This window comes from Roseivirga sp. (genome assembly GCF_034669765.1).
Lineage (GTDB): Bacteria > Bacteroidota > Bacteroidia > Cytophagales > Cyclobacteriaceae > Roseivirga.
This window is the reverse complement of sequence record NZ_JAXMOQ010000003.1, coordinates 69,993-91,965: the sequence shown is the minus strand read 5'-3', so window position 1 is coordinate 91,965 and position 21,973 is coordinate 69,993. Positions and strand designations below refer to the sequence as shown.

Annotated in this window: 18 protein-coding genes; 8 read left to right on the top strand and 10 right to left on the bottom strand. The window is 39.5% G+C overall.

Annotation, left to right across the window (positions count from 1 at the left end; translation table 11 throughout):
* Nucleotides 1–2: 2 nt before the first annotated feature.
* Nucleotides 3–848 carry a DUF4249 domain-containing protein gene (locus VOI17_RS06435; protein ID WP_323756421.1) on the top strand — a complete coding sequence of 282 codons (846 nt, stop codon included), beginning with the start codon at nucleotides 3–5 and terminating at the stop codon, nucleotides 846–848.
* A gap of 149 nt (nucleotides 849–997) precedes the next feature.
* Here VOI17_RS06435 and VOI17_RS06430 read toward each other — a convergent pair whose 3' ends face one another.
* The 6 genes from VOI17_RS06430 to VOI17_RS06405 form a co-directional block, all read right to left on the bottom strand.
* Nucleotides 998–1,519 carry a YdeI/OmpD-associated family protein gene (locus VOI17_RS06430; RefSeq protein ID WP_323756420.1) on the bottom strand — a complete coding sequence of 174 codons (522 nt, stop codon included), beginning with the start codon at nucleotides 1,517–1,519 and terminating at the stop codon, nucleotides 998–1,000.
* 18 nt (nucleotides 1,520–1,537) lie between these two features.
* A complete protein-coding gene (locus tag VOI17_RS06425) occupies nucleotides 1,538–2,332 on the bottom strand; it encodes a glutaminyl-peptide cyclotransferase (protein WP_323756419.1) in 795 nt (264 codons plus the stop codon).
* Nucleotides 2,333–2,436: 104 nt separating this feature from the next.
* The gene (locus tag VOI17_RS06420; RefSeq protein ID WP_323756418.1) at nucleotides 2,437–3,042 is read right to left on the bottom strand and encodes a TlpA disulfide reductase family protein; all 606 of its coding nucleotides are present in this window, start codon (nucleotides 3,040–3,042) and stop codon (nucleotides 2,437–2,439) included.
* 131 nt (nucleotides 3,043–3,173) lie between these two features.
* A complete protein-coding gene (locus VOI17_RS06415) occupies nucleotides 3,174–3,536 on the bottom strand; it encodes a DUF4180 domain-containing protein (RefSeq protein WP_323756417.1) in 363 nt (120 codons plus the stop codon).
* Between the two features lie 26 nt (nucleotides 3,537–3,562).
* Entirely contained in the window at nucleotides 3,563–4,057 is a 495-nt protein-coding gene (locus tag VOI17_RS06410; RefSeq protein WP_323756416.1) for an SRPBCC domain-containing protein, read from the bottom strand.
* Between the two features lie 65 nt (nucleotides 4,058–4,122).
* On the bottom strand, nucleotides 4,123–4,716 hold the full coding sequence (locus VOI17_RS06405) for a TetR family transcriptional regulator (RefSeq protein WP_323756415.1): 594 nt from the start codon (nucleotides 4,714–4,716) through the stop codon (nucleotides 4,123–4,125).
* 148 nt (nucleotides 4,717–4,864) lie between these two features.
* On the opposite strand from VOI17_RS06405, the gene VOI17_RS06400 reads away from it, so the two are divergent.
* The 5 genes from VOI17_RS06400 to VOI17_RS06380 all read left to right on the top strand — a co-directional run bounded on the left by VOI17_RS06400 (nucleotide 4,865) and on the right by VOI17_RS06380 (nucleotide 12,656).
* Nucleotides 4,865–8,137 carry a TonB-dependent receptor gene (locus VOI17_RS06400; protein WP_323756414.1) on the top strand — a complete coding sequence of 1,091 codons (3,273 nt, stop codon included), beginning with the start codon at nucleotides 4,865–4,867 and terminating at the stop codon, nucleotides 8,135–8,137.
* A gap of 26 nt (nucleotides 8,138–8,163) precedes the next feature.
* A complete protein-coding gene (locus VOI17_RS06395) occupies nucleotides 8,164–9,951 on the top strand; it encodes a RagB/SusD family nutrient uptake outer membrane protein (protein ID WP_323756413.1) in 1,788 nt (595 codons plus the stop codon).
* A 139-nt stretch (nucleotides 9,952–10,090) separates the two neighbouring features.
* Nucleotides 10,091–11,314, top strand: coding sequence for an alkaline phosphatase family protein (locus VOI17_RS06390; protein ID WP_323756412.1), 1,224 nt, complete (start codon nucleotides 10,091–10,093; stop codon nucleotides 11,312–11,314).
* 7 nt (nucleotides 11,315–11,321) lie between these two features.
* Nucleotides 11,322–12,239, top strand: coding sequence for a metallophosphoesterase family protein (locus tag VOI17_RS06385; RefSeq protein WP_323756411.1), 918 nt, complete (start codon nucleotides 11,322–11,324; stop codon nucleotides 12,237–12,239).
* Nucleotides 12,240–12,347: 108 nt separating this feature from the next.
* Nucleotides 12,348–12,656 (top strand): CBU_0592 family membrane protein, encoded by a 309-nt coding sequence (locus tag VOI17_RS06380; protein ID WP_323756410.1) that lies wholly within the window; start codon nucleotides 12,348–12,350, stop codon nucleotides 12,654–12,656.
* A 29-nt stretch (nucleotides 12,657–12,685) separates the two neighbouring features.
* Here VOI17_RS06380 and VOI17_RS06375 read toward each other — a convergent pair whose 3' ends face one another.
* On the bottom strand, nucleotides 12,686–14,806 hold the full coding sequence (locus tag VOI17_RS06375) for a xanthine dehydrogenase family protein molybdopterin-binding subunit (RefSeq protein WP_323756409.1): 2,121 nt from the start codon (nucleotides 14,804–14,806) through the stop codon (nucleotides 12,686–12,688).
* Nucleotides 14,807–14,825: 19 nt separating this feature from the next.
* Nucleotides 14,826–15,284: a (2Fe-2S)-binding protein gene (locus tag VOI17_RS06370; RefSeq protein ID WP_323756408.1), complete on the bottom strand. Its 459-nt coding sequence runs from the start codon at nucleotides 15,282–15,284 to the stop codon at nucleotides 14,826–14,828.
* Nucleotides 15,285–15,555: 271 nt separating this feature from the next.
* On the opposite strand from VOI17_RS06370, the gene VOI17_RS06365 reads away from it, so the two are divergent.
* The gene (locus VOI17_RS06365; protein WP_323756407.1) at nucleotides 15,556–16,173 is read left to right on the top strand and encodes a hypothetical protein; all 618 of its coding nucleotides are present in this window, start codon (nucleotides 15,556–15,558) and stop codon (nucleotides 16,171–16,173) included.
* 125 nt (nucleotides 16,174–16,298) lie between these two features.
* Here the strand turns inward: VOI17_RS06365 and VOI17_RS06360 are convergent, their stop codons facing one another.
* On the bottom strand, nucleotides 16,299–18,503 hold the full coding sequence (locus tag VOI17_RS06360; protein WP_323756406.1) for a hypothetical protein: 2,205 nt from the start codon (nucleotides 18,501–18,503) through the stop codon (nucleotides 16,299–16,301).
* Nucleotides 18,504–18,586: 83 nt separating this feature from the next.
* Nucleotides 18,587–20,194 (bottom strand): phosphoenolpyruvate carboxykinase (ATP), encoded by a 1,608-nt coding sequence (gene pckA, locus VOI17_RS06355; protein ID WP_323756405.1) that lies wholly within the window; start codon nucleotides 20,192–20,194, stop codon nucleotides 18,587–18,589.
* Between the two features lie 223 nt (nucleotides 20,195–20,417).
* Between pckA and VOI17_RS06350 the strand changes: the two genes are divergently transcribed.
* Complete coding sequence (locus tag VOI17_RS06350; protein WP_323756404.1) at nucleotides 20,418–21,947, top strand: oligopeptide:H+ symporter; 1,530 nt, start codon at nucleotides 20,418–20,420, stop codon at nucleotides 21,945–21,947.
* The last annotated feature ends 26 nt before the right edge of the window (nucleotides 21,948–21,973 follow it).

Genomic DNA, 21,973 nt, shown 5'->3' with positions numbered 1-21,973 from the left:
AGATGAAAAATCTATATAAATATATTCTGTTTTCCTTGACTGTTTTCTTCGTTTCCTGTGAAGAAACCGTCAATATCGATACAATTGCTTCTGGGCCAAAGCTGGTTATTGATGGCGTATTGACCAATAACTCTGAACTTAACTTTATTAAACTCTCTTACACAAGAGGCTTCTATTCTTTAGACCCAAACCCAGCCATTACTGACGCTGTAGTTACGGTTACTGACGATGCTAATAATGAAGTTGTATACGTACACAACCCAGGTAATGACCCTTCGAAGGAAGGCTATTATTTACCTCAAACACCATATGCAGGTAGCATTTGGACAACTTACCATCTAAAAGTCACAGTGGATGGCATGGATTATACAGCCACAGAAACCATGTTGCCAGTGACGAAAATTGACTCTCTTGTCAATACTATTGATTTAGATGAAATGGAGGATCCAGAAGAGGAAGGGAGATTTTATGAAATTCTGTTTTATGCTAGAGAACCGCAGGATAGGGTTGATCATTACCTTTTTAAGTTCTATAGAAATGGCAGGACACTTAGGGACTTTGAAGGGGATATCTATTTCTCTGAAGATGAGTTTTTAGGAGAAGCCATTAGCGGCATACCTACCGCTGGTTATTATAAACCGGGCGAATTCGCTAAAGTGGAAATGTACAGTATAAGCCGTGAGGCGTTTATTTTCTACAATGATTTATCAAACTTGCTTAACAACGATGGAGGAATGTTTACCCCCCCTCCCGCGAATCCAAGAACCAATCTGTCGAATGGAGCATTCGGTTATTTTCAGGTGAGTGCGGTAGATGTGATGGAGATTGAAGTGAAAGAGATAAACTAGTGGGATCTAATACAGAGATAAATAAAATGGGACTGCCTGACAGGGTAGTCCCATTTTTGGTTTAATACGACTAAGTGGGAGTCAACTCTTTAAGTAAATGGAACTCTCTGTTCAATAATGTGGCTGAGCTTGTTGCTTTTACCAAAACCCTAAAGCATTTTACCGCGCTGATTGTACTCCTTGATTTTTACATTCAAAGCTTTGAAGTCTAATTTCCCATTGGTTTCTGTAAGGTGATCTATAATGGCTAAACATTTATTCAATTGGCTGTCTACACTCTTCACTTTTCCAACAATGTAAATTAGGTTACGTTGCTTGCCAGGAGTAAGCGAATGGAATAATTTAGCGCCAATCTCATCTTGATCGAGTAGAACCCGAAAGGACTCAGGCATTGGCATACCATATTCTGAATTGTCTTTTTCTAAAGTCACTTCAATCTCATCGCCTTCACTTATATTGAGTTCGGTTCTCGCTTTCTGGTTGATAAGAATGTAGCTTCCTTCATTCACAGGCATTAAAGCCGTATTGATAGTGACTTTGTTATTGAGGATGCACTTTACCCGTCTGTTATTGCCATCTGTGAATTGAGCTGTTATTTCTGGATTAACAGGCAAATGATAGCTCCAATGGCCATAATGAAGTTGCTCTAAAGTGGTGGTAAAGGTGACCAATGATCAAAAATTAAGGGCTTATTTTTCAGGACTGCCTGTGAGTTTCAATACATAAATCAGTGGCCAAAGCTTGCCTGTCACCAATAATGACTTGGTGGATTCATGCCATGCAATTCCGTTTAAAACATCAGCATTAGGGTTCAACAATCTGGTACGGTAGGTTAAATCCGATAGGTCTAAGAAACCTTGTACTTCGCCTGTTGTTGCGTCAATTTTAGCGATTTGGTCTTTTTGGTAAATGTTTGCCCAAATAAAACCATCTACATATTCCAGCTCGTTCAAACTACTTACTGCTACTCCTTTATAGGTTACATTTAGTTTATTTACAGTGGTAAGACTGGCGGTGTCCAAAAACGAAAGGGAATTTGACCCATCTGACATAATCAGATTTTTACCATCGTGGGTTAACCCCCAACCTTCGTTATTGTATTTGAATTCTCTTAGTAGCTCAAAGGTTTCTAAATCGTAAACAAAGCCCACTTTTTCTTGCCAAGTGAGTTGGTAGATTTTGTTATTCAGAATGGTAATTCCTTCTCCAAAATATTTGTCGTCTAGTATTACTTTTTTGTCTGGCTTTCCAGTCGAAGGGTCTACTACTCCAATCCAAGAAGCTTCTTGGCCAGTGCTTTCAAATATTTTTCCTTTATGTACTAGTAGACCTTGCGTGTAGGCGGAAGAATCATGCGGCATGGTTTGCTCTACCTTGTAGCTAATCAATTCAGGGTTGGCTAATGAGAACTTGTCTTTTTTAGAAGGAGTGCAGGAAATAGCGGCTAGACTAAAAGTTAAAATAGAAAGGTGTATGAGCTTCATGGCTAATGTCAAAGTTTATTCAGAAATAAAGGGCAACCTAATATAGTTGAACCAAATTTAATTCGGTTTTGCCACTTTAGCTCATAAACTTAAGGAACATCGCCTTATTTCTCAGCCAGCTTGAGCAAATATTTCTTAAAGCGTTTGGTGTCGTAATTGGCCATCCCTGTTTTGCTTACTACGATTTTGCCTTCAGGTGAAACCACGAAAGTAGAGGGGACTACACCTGTTTCGAAAACATCGGGTAGAGGAGAGGCCAGTTTGTATACAGGGAAATCGAAGCCTTTTCGTTTAATCCAAGTGCGAGCCGTGCGCATTTCATCATCATGTGAAATCATCAAGAACACGATGTCATCTTTGTTTTCAATCTTGTTGTAAAGCGAATTGATGTTGGGCATTTCGGCCACACAAGGAGGGCACCAAGTGGCCCAAATGTTAATGAAAATGGTTTTTCCTTTTAAATCACGGACATCTATTTTGTTGCCTTCTTCATTTACCAATCGGAAATTGTAATCGGCATCCACAACCTCATCAGCATCTAATTCAGACGCGTTGACAACACCCGTAATTAATACAGCCTGTTGAACTTTGCCAAAAACTTCCGCCTGAGAACCTGTTAAATAAATAACCAGAAAAACCACCACAACAATGGACAGCTCAATGATATCACGTTTGGTGACGCCTTTTTTTTTCTTACTCTTCTCCTCCATTGCAGGGCTCTTTGTGCTCCAAGTTAATTAAACTTATAAAAACGGTTGTATTTGTATTTGTTGTTGTCAATTGTAATGAGAATGTACATGCAGCCAAAAAGGTTCAGATGTGCTTTCTGAAATAGAAATCTTTATTTTTTAGAAAACTTCTTTATCGCTTCATCCAGTGTTTGAAAGAAGTTGATTTGTCCCAATTTATTGCTTTCAAAGATGAAATCCTGAAGGCTTTTACTTGGGTGACCGGTAAAATCTCCGATTATGGCCAGCTTAACCCTGTAGTTGGAGAACTTTTGAAGTATTTCACCAGCAATCCCCGTTTTAAGATTAAAAAAATCTGGAGCGATATTTTCCTTATGAAGGATTACATGATCAAAACCTTGAAAATAGAGATTGCCAAGAAGGTCCAAACCATCTTCTTTGTTATTGATGACGAAACCGTCAGAGGTTACTTCTGCAATTTTAATCTCTCCAGTTTCATGGATATCAATTGTCATACTCAGTGTTTTTTCCGGATAATGAATTAGTTATTGACCATTCCTTTGAGCGACTCGTTTTTGTTTCTTAGGTCTAAGCCACCCTCATAAACAGATTTTAGGTTGACGAGAAAAAAAGCCCAACCCGAAGCACAGCCCAACCTTATTCCTTGTTTTGAGTTATCGTCCGTTGGAATATCCTTTTGGGTCAATTGAACCATCACAACATCGTCAACTTGGGTGAGTTGAATATCAACCAAGCATTCGCCAGCAAAAGTGAATTGCAAAAAGTCGGTGCCATTGGCCTCAGTAATTTTTCCTTTTTCAACATCATCAAATAGAAACCATTCCCATTGGTAAGAACCGCCTTGAGTTACGTGCTGGTCAGGCGTTAAGGCTTCTCCATTTGAATTGTAAAAAGTAGCTTCACTCAAAAACCACTTTTCTATTTTTCTAGATACTGTCCAAGCATCGTATAATTCAGATAAACTTGCTTTTACAGCTATTTTCTGTGTGAACGATTCCCAATTAAAGCTTTCCATTGTTGTGTTTTTGATCCTTAAAGTCAATTTGAACAAAAGTTTTGGAACAAGCAACAAAGCAAAAGTTAGACCTTTAGCTTCAGGATATCATAAGCATGGTGTTTATACTGCTCCATGATTTCATCTTTTCTGTTCGTATTCTTTTCCATACATAAATAATAGTAGGCGCCTTCTAAAATAGTGTAAATCAAATTCGCGGTTCGTTTTGGGTCTTCCAGTTCAAGAGAACCTTCTTCGATACATTCTACCAAATGTGTCTCTAACCAAACCCGTAAAGAGTCATGTAACTCTTTGTATTTAGAACGGATCACATTGTTTCTGAAGATCAAGCTGTAGCAACTGTAATACACGTCATCGCTAATTAGGGCATTCCATTTTCTTGAGAATAGGTTGTTGAGCACCTCTCTTAAGTGGTCAATAGATGAGCCTTCTTTTCGAGTGGTATAAATTTTTTGATAACGACTTAAAATGTAATCAATTAGGGCAAGCACGAGTTCGTCTTTGTTCTTAAAGTTATGCAAGATTAAGCTAGGGTTAACATCCATGGCTTCCGCAATCTTAGCAATAGAGGCATTTTGAAGCCCTTCTGCCTTAGCCGTTTTATAGAATGCTTTGACTATTTCTTGCCTTCTGAGGTCTTTAATGTTCTTTCTTCCCATTGATTGTTGGAGTAATTCCGCGACCCAAATATGCGGAAAATAGATTGAACAACTATTCAATTAAAATTAAATCGCGGTTAATCATGGGGTAACATGTCGAGCCTACATTTGACAATCTAAAATCTGCTCTAAAACTAAAACAAAACTTATGAAAGGATTAACATCCACTATTTCAACCCAACATCGGCAGCTCCGCAGAACATGCCTAATGTTGATGTGCTTATTTGTGTCTGTGCTTGGCATTGCCCAAGATTTAAATGTCAAAGGTCTGATTTCAGATGTTGACGGTCAGCCAATTTTTGGTGTGACTGTTTTTGAAAAAGGAACCACCAATGGAATGATTACAGGTGCTGATGGAGAGTATTCCATCAAAGTGAAAAATCAAGAATCGGTGATCGTATTCTCATTCGTGGGTTTTCTTTCACAAGAAGTAACTGTAAACAATCAGTCAACTATTAACATCACACTTGAAGAAGACATTAAAGAACTTCAAGAATTTGTAGTCGTGGGTTACGGTGTAGAAAAGAAAGTAAATCTTTCTGGTGCTGTAGATCAAGTAGATGCTCAGCAATTGGCAAAACGACCAATCAGCAGTGTAACAGAAGGACTTCAAGGGGTTATTCCTAACCTGAATATTGATAGTAACTCTGGTGCTCCGGGCTCTACCCCTAATATTAACATTAGAGGTATCACCTCAATCAATGGTGGAAGTCCGCTCATTTTGATTGATGGTGTTCCTTCTGATGCGGTGGAGTTGAACCGTATTGCTCCACAGGATATTGAAAGTATTTCAGTAATTAAGGATGCTTCTTCAGCAGCCATTTATGGTGCAAGGGCAGCTTTTGGTGTAGTAATTATCACTACAAAAAATGGTTCAGATAAAATGAAGATTAGCTACTCTGGTTACACTTCAATGAACCAAGCTACAGTATTGCCAGACAAAATCACTGACCCTTATATCTACTCAAGATTGTTAGAAACATCAACTGACAACACGCCTTGGGACAATATTAACTTCAGTGATCAGTATTATGCTTGGGCCAGAGATCGCTCTAACGATCCATCATTGTCTGGGGTAAGAATGAACCCCACCAACGAAGCTGCTTGGGAATACATGGGGGGTCAAGATTGGTCACGTCATTTCATGAAGGATCAAACTACATCGAGCAATCACCAGCTTTCTATCAGTGGTGGTGACGATCGCGTTAATTACTTGCTTTCAGGTTCATACAGTCATCAAGATGGAGTTTTGGCCATTGCTGATGATTACTTTGATAGATACACTGTAAGAAGCAAGGTTTCATACAAAGCCAACGACTGGTTAACCATCAGCAACAACACTTATTTAACCACTACGGAAAGAAAAGAACCTTCTTACTTCGATATTACCTCTATCTACAATATTGCCCCAACCTCATGGGATGTTAACCCTGACGGAAGTTGGGCAAACTCTGAAGCTGGAGTAATTTCTGCTCAATTAACAGATGGAGGAGAAGACATTACTGAATTTACAAGTGTTCAGTCTCAGTTTGGCGTACAAGCCGAATTGTTGAAAGATGTTTTAATCTTCAACACTGACTTTACTTTCAGAAGAGGAAGACAAGATAGAAACTGGTTCCAAACCAAATATAACATTGGTTTTGGGCCAAGTGATATCAGAGAACAGGGTAATAATTCGGCCTACAGATCCAGTTCAGTAGAGAATTACTACGTGTTAAATAGCTACTTAAGCTACAGACAACAATTTGGAGATCACGCCTTGAGCGGAACTTTAGGTTTTAACCAAGAACATAACCGTTGGAACTCTTTCAGTGCACAGCGTAACAATGTTATTTCTTCATCGCTACCTACAATTGCCTTGGCTACTGGTGACCAGTTTGTGGGTGAAAGTGTTTCGGAATGGGCAGTAAGAGGTGTATTCTACAGACTTAATTACATCTATAACGACAAGTATATTGTTGAATTAAATGGTCGATATGATGGCGCTTCTAAATTCCCTTCAAATAACCGTTATGGATTCTTTCCTTCTGCTTCAGTTGCTTGGAGAGTAGATGAAGAAAATTTTATGGCTGGAATGAGAGACTGGGTAAGTCAGTTTAAACTGAGAGGCTCGATTGGGTCTTTGGGTAACCAAGCCATTGGTCCGTATGAATACATTTCAACCATGAGTGCCTACCAAGGAAACTACCTGATTGATGGAAAGCTTCCTCTAGAAATTTCCTCACCTCAATTGGTTTCAAATAACTTCTCTTGGGAAGAGGTAGTGACTAGAAACTTTGGTGTTGACATGGGATTCCTTGAAAATAAAGTAACGGCATCGTTCGATATTTACAGAAGAGATACCAAAGGCATGTTGACTTTGGGTAGAGAGTTACCGGATGTTTTAGGTGCTACTGAACCAAAAGAAAACGCAGCCGATTTGAAAACCAACGGTTGGGAATTCTCTTTAGCTTACCAAAACGAAGTGAGTTTATCAGGCAAGCCATTGAACTTCAAAGCGGGCTTCAACTTATCTGACAGCCGTTCTTACATTACTAAGTTCGATAATCCAACAGGGAGCATTACGCAATTCTATGAAGGAATGGAGTTAGGCCAAATTTGGGGCCTCCAAAACGATGGTTTCTTCCAGTCTGTGGAGGAAATTGATGCTTTAGATCAGAACGCGATTGTGCCTTGGGGTGCTATCTCAATTGTTCAAGGATGGCCAAAGTACAAAGACCTCAACGGTGACAATAAGATCACTAAAGGGTACACTTTGGATGATACAAAAGATTTGTCAGTTATCGGTAATCAATCTCCAAGATACCGATATGGTATGAACCTTTCTGCCGATTGGAATGGCTTTGACCTAAGCGTTCTTTTCCAAGGAGTAGGAAAGAGAGATTACTATCCTTTGGATTACTTGTACTGGGGTTTTTATCAGCAGCCTTATGCTGGTGGATATGCTCACTTGAACGATTTCTACAGAGCTGAATCAGAAACTGGTGCAGATAGAGACAGACATTCTCAGTCTTATATAGATGCAGGTTTGGCAGATCAGAATTTGGATGCCAAATACCCTCACTTACAGTCTTGGTTAGCTGACAGAAACTTGGGAGAAAGAATTGATCAAGCGCAAGGTTTGGCCATTCCTCAAACTGATTATTTGTTGAGTGCAGCTTACTTAAGACTCAAGAATTTAACCATCGGTTATACTTTGCCAGTAAGGTTAATGTCTAGAACAGGTCTTTCGAGTGTAAGAGTTTATGCCAGTGGCGAAAACCTTTTTGAATGGTCAGCACTAAAAGACTACTTCGATCCAGAAGCAGTAAACAATGCCATTCAGTATAACCCTGCCGTGAGCGGTGGAAGAGGAGTAGGTAAAGGTTACACTTACCCGTTCCAAAGACGATATGTATTGGGTATCAACATCACTTTGTAATCATCTGATTTTTAAACGAATTCAAAATGAAAAATTTTAAAATACTGATTGCACTCTTCTTAATTTGTTCAGTTGCAGCTTGTGACGACAACTTCTTAGATGTAGTGCCAGAAACTTCGATTGGCGTAGAAAATTTCTTCAATACTGAAGAAGACCTTAATATTTACGTCAATAGCCTTTACAATTTCCCTGGTTCAGGGATTTACTATGCCGATGGCGGAACAGACAATGCTGCCATTACGGGTAATACTGAAATGAAAACCATGATGGTGAGTTCTCCATCTTCTTCTACTGTTACTTCTGGCTGGAGCTGGGGTACGCTAAGATCAATCAACTTGTTTTTAGAAAACTTTGAAAAAGCGAACATTTCTCAAGAAAAACTGAATCATTTTGAAGGTTTGGGAAGATTCTTCAGAGCGCAGTTTTACTACGACAAAGTGAAAAGGTATTCAGATGTGCCTTATTACGATTTTGTAATTGAAACTGGCGATACTGAAGCCTTGAACAAGTCACGTGATTCTCGTGAAATGGTAGTGGATAAAGTGTTTGAAGACTATCAGTTTGCAATAGAGAATATTTTCGAGAACCAGCCTGATGGCGCGGTGAACAGATGGGTAGCCAAAGCCTTTATGGCAAGAAATGCGCTACACGAAGGTACTTTCAGAAAATATCACAGTGAGCTAAATCTTGCTGCCTCTGCTGATAAGTATTTGAAGTTGGCGAGAGACATTGCTAAAGAGATCATGGACAATGGTCCTTTCAGTATCAAAAATACTGGAAATAGCGCTTCGGACTACAGCAGCTTGTTTAATAGCACTGATTTAGAGTCAAATCCCGAAGTAATTTTAGGGGTATATAGTCTAGACCAAGTGAAAAATAGCGGCTGGTCTGAGACGGTGTTTGGTAACTATGAGACTAGCCCAGCTAAAGACTTATTACAGTCTTACCTGATGAAAGACGGATCTTCATATTCGAGCCAAGCCAATTACGATGAATTCAACTTTGTTCAAGAATTTCAAAACAGAGATGCGAGGTTATCGCAAACTTATGCTTACCCTGGCTTTATCATGGTGAACTCAAGAACTTACAGCCAAGGTGCTGGTTTATATGTTCAACAATTGGCGAAGAACTTCTCGGGCTATCATCAGCTAAAAGGTTTTGTGAATGTAACAGATCAATCGGTTGTCAATAACTTAGACTTCCCTGTGTTGAGATTTGCAGAAACACTTTTGATTTATGCCGAAGCCAAAGCTGAGTTGAATGAAATGAACCAGGCCGTATTGAACGAGTCGATAAATCTATTACGCAACAGGGCAGGCATGCCAAACCTGACGATGGGTGTTGCTGTAGATCCAATGTTGCAGGCAAAGTATCCTACGGTTTTGGATCCAGTTTTACTTGAAATCAGAAGAGAAAGAAGAGTTGAAATGGCTTTGGAAGGTTACAGGTTCGATGACTTGATGCGTTGGAAGGCTGGTAAGCTGTTAGAAGTAGAGCCAAAAGGTTTGTACTTCAGTGGCTTAGGTAAGCACGATATCACTGGCGATGGAATTGAAGATATTATTCTTTTGGATGCTTCGGCTTCAATTCCCGACACCAAAGAGCGAAATGCCTTAGATGTTCCTTTTGCTTACTACAGAGTTGGTAGCTTCGGTGAAAACGTAGGTGTGTTTTTATCTGACGGCAACAGCGGACATATTCTAACGGTCATTGAAAGAGGAACTTTTGACGATCCAAAGTTCTACTACCGTCCGGTGCCAGCTGCTCAAGTAGCGTTGAACCCTAGCTTAACACAGATTTTTGGATGGAATTAGATTAGGTTACAAATGTTGATATACTGGATGAGGCTTTTGGCCTCTTCTGGTATTTTCTCATTTTCAGCTTAAATTATGGTTCGGTTCATCTATTTCTATAATACTCAAACACTCAATTAATCAGATAAAAATTCATATCATGTTGAAATCAATAAGCATACTTTTTTTGGCCATTGTTATGGCGGCCTGCGGTACAGCACCAGAAAAAAAGGTAATGATCATCTTAACCGATGGAGTTCCTGCTGATGTGCTGGAAAGTGTTGATACGCCAATTTTGGACCAAATCGCTGCCCAAGGTGGTTATACTCGTGCCTACCAAGGAGGAGGAAAAGACGAATACACGCAAACGCCTACTATTTCTGCTCCTGGTTATATGAATATGATTACTGGAGTTTGGGGTAATAAACACAATGTTTGGGGCAACAGTGTAAGAAACCCAAACTATAACTATTGGAATATTTTCCGTACCGTTAAAACGGCCAATCCTGAAATGACTACAGCCATTTTTTCAACATGGGAAGACAACCGTACTAAGTTGGTAGGTGAAGGAAAGCCAGAAGCAGGCAACTTTAAGTTTGATTATTCTTTTGATGGATTTGAGTTAGACACAGTGGCATTCCCACACACTGATGATCGTACTTTTATGTTTGATATTGACGAAAAAGTTACCAAAGGAACGGCTGATTATGTGCTTTCTAATGCTCCGAACTTATCATGGGTATACTTAGAGTTTACGGACGATATGGGCCACATGTATGGCGATAGTCCGCAAATGATTGAAGCGGTAAAAGGGATGGATAACCAAGTGGGAAGAATTTGGGCAGCTATTCAGCAGCGCGAAAAGGAATTCAACGAAGATTGGATGATTATCATTACAACGGATCACGGTAGAGGTGAAGAAACAGGAAAAGGGCATGGTGGACAATCGGAGAGAGAACGTATTACTTGGATTGTTACTAATCAAAATGACTTAAATGATAGGTTTGAAAATAACCCACCCGTAGTAGATGTTGCTGCCAGTGCTTTAAGGTTTTTGGATATAGAAGTACCTACTCAAATTAAGGAAGAAATGGATGGAATTCCGTTCATTGGCGATATTTCAATCATGAATGCCAAAACCAGAACAGAAGGTAATGAGCTCACCTTGACTTGGGATGTTGCCGATAAATCTGGTAGCGTAGAAATTTATCAGTCTACTACGAACAACTTTGCAAAAGGCGGAAAGGATGAATATTCCCTTTTAGGCAAGGCAGAAGTGAAAGATGGTCAGTTTAAAACGGCCATTACTTTTCCAACAGGAACCACCAAGCTTTTATTAAAAGCGCCTCATAACTGGTTGAATGTTTGGGTAATTGTTGAATAAGAAAACGATGAACAGACGGAATATTCTAAAAACAATGGCTTTGGCTGGAACTGGAGCCTTAATGGGCAACAGTTTAGCGCCAATTCAGCCAAAAGAGAAAAGAGTTTTACGCCTTGCTCACCTTACTGATGTGCATTTGCGTGATGCGGATAACGCTCCCGAGAAATTTATCAAGTGCTTACACATTATGCAGTCGTTGAAGGATAAGCCTGATATGATTTTTAATGGTGGTGATACCATTTTCGATGCTTTGGGCACTGATAAAACAAGTGTAGAAAACCAATGGCAGCTTTGGGATAAAGTCATTAAGGCCGAAAATGACTTACCAATTGTTAATTGCATTGGTAACCATGATGTTTGGGGCGCTGGTGAAAAAACCGATCCGCTTTATGGCAAAAAGTACGCATTAGATAAAATGGGCTTGGACAAGCCATATCATTCTTTCGAAAAGGCCGGCTGGAAATTCATTATTCTTGATAGTACACATCCTGTAGGAGAGGGCTGGTACACAGCTAAACTGGATGATAAGCAATTTGATTGGTTCGAGAAAGAGTTACAAGAAACTCCTTCAACTACCCCCGTTATGATTATGTCGCATATTCCAATTTTAACCGCCACTGGTTTTTATGAAGGCAATGAAAAGGATGGAAACTGGATGGTTCCAGGAGGTTGGATGCACATTGATTTTAACAGAATCAAAAAGCTTTTTATGCAACATAACAATGTAAAACTTTGTGTAAGTGGCCACATGCATTTGTTGGATAAGGTAGAGTACAATGGTGTGACCTATTGTTGCAATGGTGCAGTAAGCGGAGGCTGGTGGGGTAATGAAATGTACTACGAAACTCAAGCAGGTTTTGCCACGATCGATTTATATGAAGATGGAGCATTTGATGTACAATACCATACTTACAGCTGGAGTTAAGAGAGATTAACCAGAAATTAAGCTTTGTGGGTGAAACCGTTAAATGCTTCCATAACCAAACTTTTTTAGGGACTATTGCAATGGCTAGTCCTCAATAGTTCGGATTATATGATTTCCAATACTCTAATAAGTTATAGTGTTCAAACCTTAGGTTGGTTGGGCACTGTACTTTTCATTATCAGTTACGTTCAGCTCAATCGTGGTGTTTGGACACTTCGGGATACCAAATTTCACGTTTACAATATTCTAGGAAGTGTATTTTTAGTGATTGACACTGTTTACGATTTTTCCTATGCTGCGGCTGCGGCTAATTTTTTTTGGGGAATTGTGGCTTTCTACGGTTTGATCAAGTTTAGAAATCAAGGGAAAAACTCAAGCGAAGATTTGATAGAAAGCAATAAGCCCAACCTCATTTGAAGTTGGGCTTAATTTTCCGTTTCTATTTTCTATCCAAAAACCATTTGATCCTTTATAAAAGGAATTTTGTAGAACCTGTTTCCAGTAGCTTTAGCCATGGCATTGGCCAATGCTCCTCCTGCTGGTGGTAAAGACGGTTCTCCTAAACCAGTAGGATCATTTAAGCTTTCTACAAAATGCACATCCACGGTTGGCGCTTCTTTGGTTCTTATCAAACGATAATTGTTGAAGTTGGAAGCTTGGGGTGTTCCATTGATAAAAGAGAAGTCACCATAAAGTGCATGCCCCATTCCATCTACTACGCCTCCTTGAATTTGATTGATCGCAGCATCAGGATTGACCACGATTCCGCAATCCACAGCAACAGTTACATTTTTAACGATTGGGTTACCATCCTTCATGATGACATCAGCCACTTCGGCCACATAGGTGTTGTGCGAATAATACGCACTAAAGCCTTTGCTTACACCGCTTTCGGCTTTGCCCCAATTTCCTTTTTCGGCAGCTAGTTTAATTACCCCAATCATTTTTGCTGGTTCATAGTCAATCTCCCCAACAGGATTGTTTTTAGCGCGCTCGAGAATATCTAGTCTTAGCTGAACCGCATCTTGCCCCATTTCAGCAGCTAACTCATCAAAGAAACATTGTTCTGCAACCGCCAAGAAGTTTGTGATTGGAGCTCTCCAAGCACCTGTAGTAATGTTTGTATCGATATAGCTTGATTCGATTAAGTAGTTTTCAATGCCACCTGCTGGAAACCAGTCTGGACGAACCCAGTTGTTACGTCCCATTCCCGCACCAGACAAATGATAGCCAGTAAGCTTTCCGTCCTTAATAGCTGCTCTGAATTTATATTTGGATGCAGGACGGTAAGTTCCTGCAGTCATGTCATCTTCTCTAGAGAAAATCACCTGAACGGCTTTATTGGCTTTCTGAGAAATTTCAGCAGCTTCTAAGGCAAAATCACCATAGAGCCTTCGCCCAAAACCACCACCCATTCTGGTCATTTCCAATGTGATATCATCAGGGCTTTTCTCCAGCAGTCGAGCAATTTGCCCACGTGTACCTGCTGGGGTTTGAATTGGCCCTACTAGTTTAACTTTATCGCCTGTCGCATCGGCAAAGAAATTCATCGGTTCCATGGTGTTGTGTGGCAAGAAAGGAGCCTCATATGTTTTTTCAAACACCCTGTCTGCCGAAGCTATTGCTTTTAAGGCATCACCATCGTTACGACTTGGTCTTTCCGACCTTTTGTTCAATAACTTGTTCATTTCGCTATCGTGATAAGGCGTGTCTTCAAGCTGTCCGCTCATGTCCCAATTGGCAACTAAAGCTTTTTTACCTTTCATTGCCGCCCAAGTATTATTCCCTAAAACAGCCACTTTATCCCCAAATTGAATTACATCACTAACACCACTGACTTTACGTGCTTCTGTATCATCAAAGGATTTTAGCTTGGCTCCGAAAGCTGGCGGGCGAAGCACCACTGCATACTGCATTCCTTCTTGTTTGTAATCAATGCCGAATACTGGTTTACCAGTAATGATTTCATTCAGATCAACATTCTTTTGACTCTTACCAATGATGGTGAAGTCTTTAGGGTCTTTTAACGTAACTTCTTCAGGGATTTCTATGCCTACAGCTTTTGAGGCCAATTCACCATAGCTTAATTTTTTACTACCATTGAGCACATAGCCACCTTTGGTGGTAAGGCTGTTGGCATCAACTGCCCATTCTTTGGCGGCTGTTTCTATCATTAATCTCCGCGCTGTGGCACCAGCCATCCGCATGCTTTTCCAGCTGCTTCTAATGGATTGACTTCCGCCCGCTACCTGACGAGGAAATACATTGTCAAGTGGGGCTTGTTTTACGATCACATCTTTCCAGTCGACATCCAGTTCCTCGGCCACAAGCATTGGCATAGAGGTTTTTACATTTTGACCGATTTCTGGATTTGGTGACATGATGGTAATCTCACCATTGTCGGCAATGGTCAGATAAGCATTGATATCGAACCAAGCCGATGCAGGATCTTTTACTTCTGCCGAAGGCGAACAAGCCCAATTGAAACCGATCACTAATCCTCCTCCAGCAAGAGCAGAAGTTTTTAGGAATGATCTCCTGTCTACTTTTGTTTTTATAACTGTCATTTTTCCTTGGTTTTGGAGGTTATAGATTAGCTGCTGCTGAAGTGATAGCTGCTTTAATTTTATTATAAGTACCACAACGGCAAAGATTTCCGTTCATGGAGTTTTCAATTTCATCCATAGAAGGAGAGCTGTTGCTTTGAAGCAAAGCAGCTGCATTCATGATTTGGCCTGCTTGGCAATAGCCACACTGAGGGACATCGTGTTCTACCCAAGCTTTTTGTAAAACATGGTCGGCTTTTTCAGAAAGCCCTTCAATGGTGGTGATTTTAGCTTCTGATACTGCTGAAACGGGAATTGAGCATGAACGAACAGCATTGCCATCCATATGAATGGTGCAAGCACCACATTGTGCGATTCCGCAACCAAACTTGGTGCCTTTAAGGTCTAGGTGATCTCGCAAAACCCATAGCATAGGGGTGTCTGCATCAGCCTCAACGGTTTGTTGCTTGCCATTGATTGTAAGTTGGTAAGTTGCCATAACGGGTGATTTTGAGTGGTTTGAATTGATGAATATATGGTTTCTGAGGTCAAAATCATAGTTAAAATTGTTGAATGGCCATCTTCAAATTTTTAGAAACAGATTAGATTTATTTTTTTCTTCTACCTTATGGTTGATAATTCCTTTTTGTACAGAATAGGGGTTAGTTTTGTGGTGAAATTAAATATGATAGAATATGTGATTCGCGAATGCGATTATCGGATTTATGCCGTTACTTTTTCAGAGCGTTTTTAACAAATAATTACAAAAAATGAAATATAGAATTTTAACCATGTTGGTGCTGATGGTTGCACTAATAATAACCACTTCACCTCAATCTTTCGGACAAGAACAAGGGCAAGAACAAGTAGAACCACCTAAAAATGACTTGAGAAGCCAATGGGCGGAATTGATTCAATCCTCTGGAACCTATTTGGATAAGAAAATTATCAGGATTACTAGCTTAAGCGAGTATAGAAATGCTTTAGGTGATAGTTTGACCAGTTACACCAACAGCATAGAAAGCCTAAAGGCAGAGAAGAGCAAGATTGAACTTGAGACTAATGCTTTAAAATCAGAGTTAGAGTCGGTGAAATCAGAATTGGAAGCCAGTGAAAAGCTGAATGATAATATGTCATTCTTTGGTATTCTCTTGAGTAAGGCAGCCTATAGTATTATTGTATGGTCTATTGTAGCCCTTTTATTTGTAGTAATAATAGTCATGTTTGCTCGTATGAAAAAGGTGGTTCAATCAGCCAAACGCATTAAAGCTTCTTTTACGCAAGTAAGTGAAGACTTTAGAGCGCATCAATTTGAAGCTAAGGAGAATCAGATTAAGATAAAGCGTGAACTCCAGACTGCCTTGAATAAGTTAGAATTGAATAGATAACTCGACAGAAGAACCATCACTGTCATTTTTATACACCTCAAGAAAACTCTCGTTTACAAATAAGAATGGCTGCCTCGGATGAGACAGCCATTCTTATTTTTAGTCATTCAATTCCATGAATTGCTTTATAGTGTGTTGAAAAAGGCTTCCAGCTGACTCGTTTGATTTCTTTTATTCATTAAGAAAATCTCTACACTTCTGTTATGAGAATTTAAAGGAATCGAATCATATTGATAATCTCTGGTTCTAAGGAATCGTATTATACCTAAAAGCTGCCAAAAATTCCATGGCGTTATTTTAGTCTCATTGTAGTCAGGTTGGTTCCAAGAAGGTGGTTCAAATATAGCAAACTGACCTTGATTGAAATATATTACTTGCAGAACTGGCCTACTGCGATTTCGTGATTCTCTAATAATTACTTTACCTCTAAGAATTCGTAAATAACCAGCGATGCTCAAGTCCGAATAGGGTTCGTCTGCTTGACGGAATGATGAAATGGGTCTAATTTGACCTTTCGGCTTCGGTGGAATATTACTTTTAGGTATTCCAAAATAGAGTGTATCCTTGGTATAGTTGATAATAGTTGTGTCAATGAATATTTGATTTCCAATGGTCTGATTTGGTATGTGAGTGTCTTCTCTTCTTTTTACAAATGTGCAGCTATTAAAAGAGATGTGATTGGAAAACACCTCTTTACGTTCATTGATTTTTGTGACTACATTGTGAGTTTGAGCCAATTCTGAGGCATAGTCTAAAAGTCCCGCCCAGGCCCATTGACCCACATCATCAAAAACAGAGTTGGTGAAATTGACACTACCTAGATGACATTGTTCAAGATCATCAAGATATTTAAGGGTCCCATCCTGATTTCTGAGTGCTTCCTCATCTTCAGTTCCTTCCTTTTTTATCCGCAGCTTTGATTGACCTAGTCCAGGGAGTAAGAAAATGACAGCTATGGGGGTGCCAGAATGGTAGATGATGTCGTTGACTTCGATAGAGTCAATCCTAAAAGGAATCTGGGTAAGTTGTGTTAAGATCAGTTGTCGCTCATAATTTTCAAAAAGACAGTTGGTGATAATAATATCTTTTACAAACCTGACTTGCAATACCGATAAACAATTTAGGTACATAAACCTGAAGCTGCCTTCAGACTCGAACTTTGAAATTAATCTTAGTACCTTTTCATCGTTACTTGTGTTATACGGATTAGGGTTATGTTCATAATCAAGAAAGCTCCTTTTTTGACCATCAAAAACAGAGTTGGAAATTTTTATGTTTCCTGGCTCATAACTGGTAGAATCTATAGTGATGTCTTGATAGATATCTGGATCATGGTTGCCACGAAAAAAATGACAATTATCAATCTCTAAATCACCAATGGAATTCCAAGAGATACCCTGTTTGGCTATATCATATGATTCACCAAAATAGCAAGAAGTTATATTTACACCTACATTTCCTACTGGTTGCTGATTGGTGTTTTCTGGCCCTACCATAAGCCCATCTAAGAATTGACCTGAGAAATGAAGGGTATTGAGACTAACTTTTAAAAGCTCAGTCATTTTACTGTTGATAAAAGAAAAATAATGAAAGCCATTCTGTACAAAACCATTTTCAATTCTGATTTCACCAGTACCTTTAAAGGTTGGTGTTTCTCCACCCCAAAGACAACCATTAGAAACATAGGCATTTGGCGGAATGATTGGACTGCCTGTGTCTTTTGTATCGGATTTCTTAAAGATGAAATCGGATAATATGTTTTCATCAGTTGGATCATTTTGTAGGTAACAGAAGTTAGTTTCATGCGAGCTATTTGTTCCTGAAAAACTACAACATATGTTATCTCCCTTTTTGAAGAAGCTGGTGTCGTCAAGTTTTAATTTTGCATTGGGCTCTTCAAGATTGCACCAATCTAATGCACGTGCAACTTGCATTCCGCAATCAATAATGCCTCCTCCTAAATCGATGGTCAATGATCCACTTGATATGTTAAAGCCAAAGAATTTATCTGGGAATTTTAAAGTGTTTCCCCTTAGTTCTATATGCACTGTTTTATTACCTATTTCTATCCATTCTCTATTGTTTGCCCGCTCCTCTGGAGATAAAGCTCTGTTTGCTTGGCAGTTCTGATTACTTAATAGGCCTCTTAGTCTGTACTCTTTAGGGCTTGCATTGTCTGGAAATAGAATTTGAATATTGTTTTGTCTCATACTGAGATAGTATCTTAGACTACTTAATTTCAGGAATTGAACTATTCTTGTTTCAAGTGCTCCATTAGAGGTAAAAGTTTCTTTAATGCTTTCGAAATCACTCTCCTGTAATTCAAACATCTTGACGGGGTTAAATAAAAAAAAGCCTACTCTAGAGAGAGCAGGCTTTAATATAACTATTATTTTTTACAGTGTTAATTCGCTTATGCGCTCACTTTAGGAGCGCCTGCTAGGATTTCCTCGCTAGCGTACTCTTTAAATTTTGCGAAATTCTCATTGAATTTAACGGCTAATTTATCTGCTTCCACATCGTAGGCTGCTTTATCTGCCCAAGTATTTTTAGGACTCAATATTTCAGTAGGTACATTAGGACACTCATTTGGCATTGCCAAACCGAATACATTGTGAGTTGTATACTCTACATTCTCAAGCTTGCCTTCAAGTGCTGCCGTAATCATAGCTCTTGTAAACTTCAATTTCATTCGGCTACCAGTACCATAAGCACCACCAGACCAACCTGTGTTTACCAACCATACATTTACGCCAGCAGCTTCCATTTTTTGGCCAAGCATTTCAGCATATTTAGTAGGGTGTAAAGGCATGAAAGGAGCTCCGAAACAAGCAGAGAAAGCCGAAACTGGCTCTGTAATACCCGCTTCAGTACCCGCAACTTTTGCAGTGTAACCAGAAATAAAGTGGAACATAGCCTGACCTGGAGTCAACTTAGAGATTGGAGGCAATACGCCCGAAGCATCACATGTAAGGAAGAAGATGTTCTTAGGGTTAGCGCCAACAGAAGATTCCTGAATGTTGTTAATGTGGTAAATTGGATACGAAACTCTAGTGTTTTCGGTTATTTTACCACTTGTGTAATCAGGTTCGTTAGTACCTTCTTTGAAAGTAACGTTTTCTAAAAGGGCACCTGGCTTTATTGCATTCCAAATGTCTGGTTCTTTCTCTTCGGAAAGGTCAATTACTTTAGCGTAGCAACCGCCTTCAAAGTTAAATACAGTGTTTTCGCTTGTCCAACCATGCTCATCGTCACCAATAAGCTTTCTGCTTGGGTCGGCAGAAAGGGTAGTTTTACCAGTTCCTGAAAGGCCAAAGAAAATGGCAGTATCACCATCTTCACCTACGTTGGCCGAGCAGTGCATGGCTAATGTGTCTTTTTGGTGAGGAAGGATAAAGTTCAAGGCAGAGAAAATACCTTTTTTCATTTCCCCAGTATAACCAGTTCCACCTATTAAAGCGATTTTTCTTTTGAAGTTTAAGATTGCAAAGTTGTGCTGTCTTGTTCCATCTCTATCAGGGACAGCCATAAAGCCTGGAGCACAAACTACTGTCCACTCTGGTGTAAAATCTTTAAACTCTTCCAAAGTAGGTCTTAAGAACATGTTAAAACAGAATAGGTTAGACCAAGGGAATTCAGTCACAACTCTAACATTGGTTCTGTATTTTGGATCAGCACAAACATATGAATCTCGTGCATAAATTTCTTTTCCAGAAAGGTAATCTGTTACTCTGTCATAAAGCGCATCGAATTTTGCTGGTTCAAACGGGATGTTAATATTTCCCCACCATACCGAATCTTCGGTGATTTCATCTCTAACAATAAACCTGTCTTTCGGTGAACGACCTGTGAATTCACCTGTGTTCACATTTATGGCACCAGTACTCGTTTCCTGTACCATACCTTTTTCCACAGAAATTTTCGCCAGTTCATCTGCCGATAGGTTCCAATGTACTATGGCATCTTTGATGCCTAATTCTTTCACACTCGCTCCGTTGGATTTAAGCCCGTTTTCTTGCATTTTCTTAGTTTTTAATACTCTGTTTTGCAAACGATTGCATTCTGTTTAGGGGCACAAAAATAGGGAAAAAAAGTTTTGATTAGAATTCCATGCAGTAATAATAAAAACACTCTTATAAGTGGTTGAAAAACTCTGTTCGGTGGTCATTAACATAAACACATTTGTAAATACCCTTTTACCGTAGTAGTTTTATCGGTATTGAACTAAACAAAAATCGGAATTTATGCTGGATAAAGGAACTATTGAAGGTCCGCAGATGATGGGGCATCCCAAAGGTCTGTTCTATCTTTTTTTCGCTGAACTTTGGGAAAGGTTTAGCTTTTATGGAATGAGGGCATTGTTGACCCTATATATGGTCAACGAAATTTTTGAGGCCCTTGTCTCACGAGATTTGGCCGCAGCTGCGGTTTATGCTTCTTATGGCTCTTTGGTCTACGCTTCTACTGTGGTAGGTGGAAGAGTTTCTGATACACTTTTAGGTTTCAGAAAGTCAATTATTCTTGGGGGTATTCTAATGTCGCTTGGGCATTTTGTGCTTGCTGTTGAAAACGAATACACTTTTTATTTAGCGCTTGCTTTAATTGTTGTTGGAAATGGGTTCTTCAAGCCAAACATCTCAACTTTTGTAGGTGCTCTATACAAAGATGGGGATACTCGAAAAGATTCAGGCTTCACTATTTTCTACATGGGTATTAATATTGGCGGCTTTGCTGCTCCACTTTTATGTGGTTGGTTAGGCCGTGAATATGGTTGGCACTATGGATTTGGACTAGCAGGAATTGGCATGCTAGCAGGACTTCTTGTTTTCTGGAATGGAATTAAGAAAGGCGTATTCTTAGATAAGGGGTTGCCCCCAAGTGAGGAAAGGCTTGAGACAAGAGTTTTAGGTATTAAAAAGAAAACATTTGTGCCTATTTTGGCTTTCTTAGCTGCACCAGTAATTGCGATAATGTTAGCCTCTTATGGAGCTATTGGTGGTGGGGCTACTTTTTTAGGAGATCAGAACATTGTTACCCTTATTTTTAAGTTACTAGGTGTTGCCATCCTAATCTATATGGGGGTTATCATGTATCAGGCAACGGCTTCCGAAAGAAAGAAATTAGCGGTGGCTTTATTGATTACGGTATTCATGAGTATTTTCTGGGGCTTCCATGAACTCTCAGGGAGTGTAATCACCCTTTTTGCGAGTAGAAACGTAAACCTTTGGTTGATAGATGCAGCGCAAACCAATGCATTGAACTCCATGTGGATTATCATTCTTTCTATTCCGATCTCATTATTATGGGGCTTCTTAGCAAAGAAGAAAATGAATCCACGGACTCCATATAAATTCGCTTTAGGCTTATCCTTGGCTGCAATCAGTTTCTTTGTGCTTTCATTAAGCGGAAATGCCGCAGACTCAGAAGGAATGGTGCCATTTTTCTACTTAATGGTAATGTACTTCTTGATTTCAGTTGGAGAGCTATTCATGTCTCCTGTTGGTTTGTCTAAAATTACTGACTTATCACCGCAACGAATTGTAGCGTTTATGATGGGCGTTTGGTTCCTTTCTTCTGCCTACGCTTTTCAAATCGTTGGTTTCATCGGTAAACAACTTGCTGTTGAAAGTACAGATGCAAACGTTGGAGGTTTTGATTCTCTCGATATATACATGGGTGGATTTGAACTAATTGCTAAGTATGCATTTGGTGCAGCCATCATCGTGTTCCTACTCGGTCCAATTTTGAAAAGGTGGATGCAGGATGTACACTAAGTATATTTTGTTATGAAATTGAAAGC

What these genes read in the sequence shown, in the direction of transcription:
- VOI17_RS06435 (WP_323756421.1), top strand. Translation starts at nt 3, where the DNA reads ATGAAAAATCTATATAAATATATTCTGTTTTCCTTGACTGTTTTCTTC.
- VOI17_RS06425 (WP_323756419.1), bottom strand. Translation starts at nt 2,332, where the DNA reads ATGAAGCTCATACACCTTTCTATTTTAACTTTTAGTCTAGCCGCTATT.
- VOI17_RS06420 (WP_323756418.1), bottom strand. Translation starts at nt 3,042, where the DNA reads ATGGAGGAGAAGAGTAAGAAAAAAAAAGGCGTCACCAAACGTGATATC.
- VOI17_RS06415 (WP_323756417.1), bottom strand. Translation starts at nt 3,536, where the DNA reads ATGACAATTGATATCCATGAAACTGGAGAGATTAAAATTGCAGAAGTA.
- VOI17_RS06410 (WP_323756416.1), bottom strand. Translation starts at nt 4,057, where the DNA reads ATGGAAAGCTTTAATTGGGAATCGTTCACACAGAAAATAGCTGTAAAA.
- VOI17_RS06405 (WP_323756415.1), bottom strand. Translation starts at nt 4,716, where the DNA reads ATGGGAAGAAAGAACATTAAAGACCTCAGAAGGCAAGAAATAGTCAAA.
- VOI17_RS06400 (WP_323756414.1), top strand. Translation starts at nt 4,865, where the DNA reads ATGAAAGGATTAACATCCACTATTTCAACCCAACATCGGCAGCTCCGC.
- VOI17_RS06395 (WP_323756413.1), top strand. Translation starts at nt 8,164, where the DNA reads ATGAAAAATTTTAAAATACTGATTGCACTCTTCTTAATTTGTTCAGTT.
- VOI17_RS06390 (WP_323756412.1), top strand. Translation starts at nt 10,091, where the DNA reads ATGTTGAAATCAATAAGCATACTTTTTTTGGCCATTGTTATGGCGGCC.
- VOI17_RS06385 (WP_323756411.1), top strand. Translation starts at nt 11,322, where the DNA reads ATGAACAGACGGAATATTCTAAAAACAATGGCTTTGGCTGGAACTGGA.
- VOI17_RS06380 (WP_323756410.1), top strand. Translation starts at nt 12,348, where the DNA reads ATGATTTCCAATACTCTAATAAGTTATAGTGTTCAAACCTTAGGTTGG.
- VOI17_RS06375 (WP_323756409.1), bottom strand. Translation starts at nt 14,806, where the DNA reads ATGACAGTTATAAAAACAAAAGTAGACAGGAGATCATTCCTAAAAACT.
- VOI17_RS06370 (WP_323756408.1), bottom strand. Translation starts at nt 15,284, where the DNA reads ATGGCAACTTACCAACTTACAATCAATGGCAAGCAACAAACCGTTGAG.
- VOI17_RS06365 (WP_323756407.1), top strand. Translation starts at nt 15,556, where the DNA reads ATGAAATATAGAATTTTAACCATGTTGGTGCTGATGGTTGCACTAATA.
- VOI17_RS06360 (WP_323756406.1), bottom strand. Translation starts at nt 18,503, where the DNA reads ATGTTTGAATTACAGGAGAGTGATTTCGAAAGCATTAAAGAAACTTTT.
- pckA (WP_323756405.1), bottom strand. Translation starts at nt 20,194, where the DNA reads ATGCAAGAAAACGGGCTTAAATCCAACGGAGCGAGTGTGAAAGAATTA.
- VOI17_RS06350 (WP_323756404.1), top strand. Translation starts at nt 20,418, where the DNA reads ATGCTGGATAAAGGAACTATTGAAGGTCCGCAGATGATGGGGCATCCC.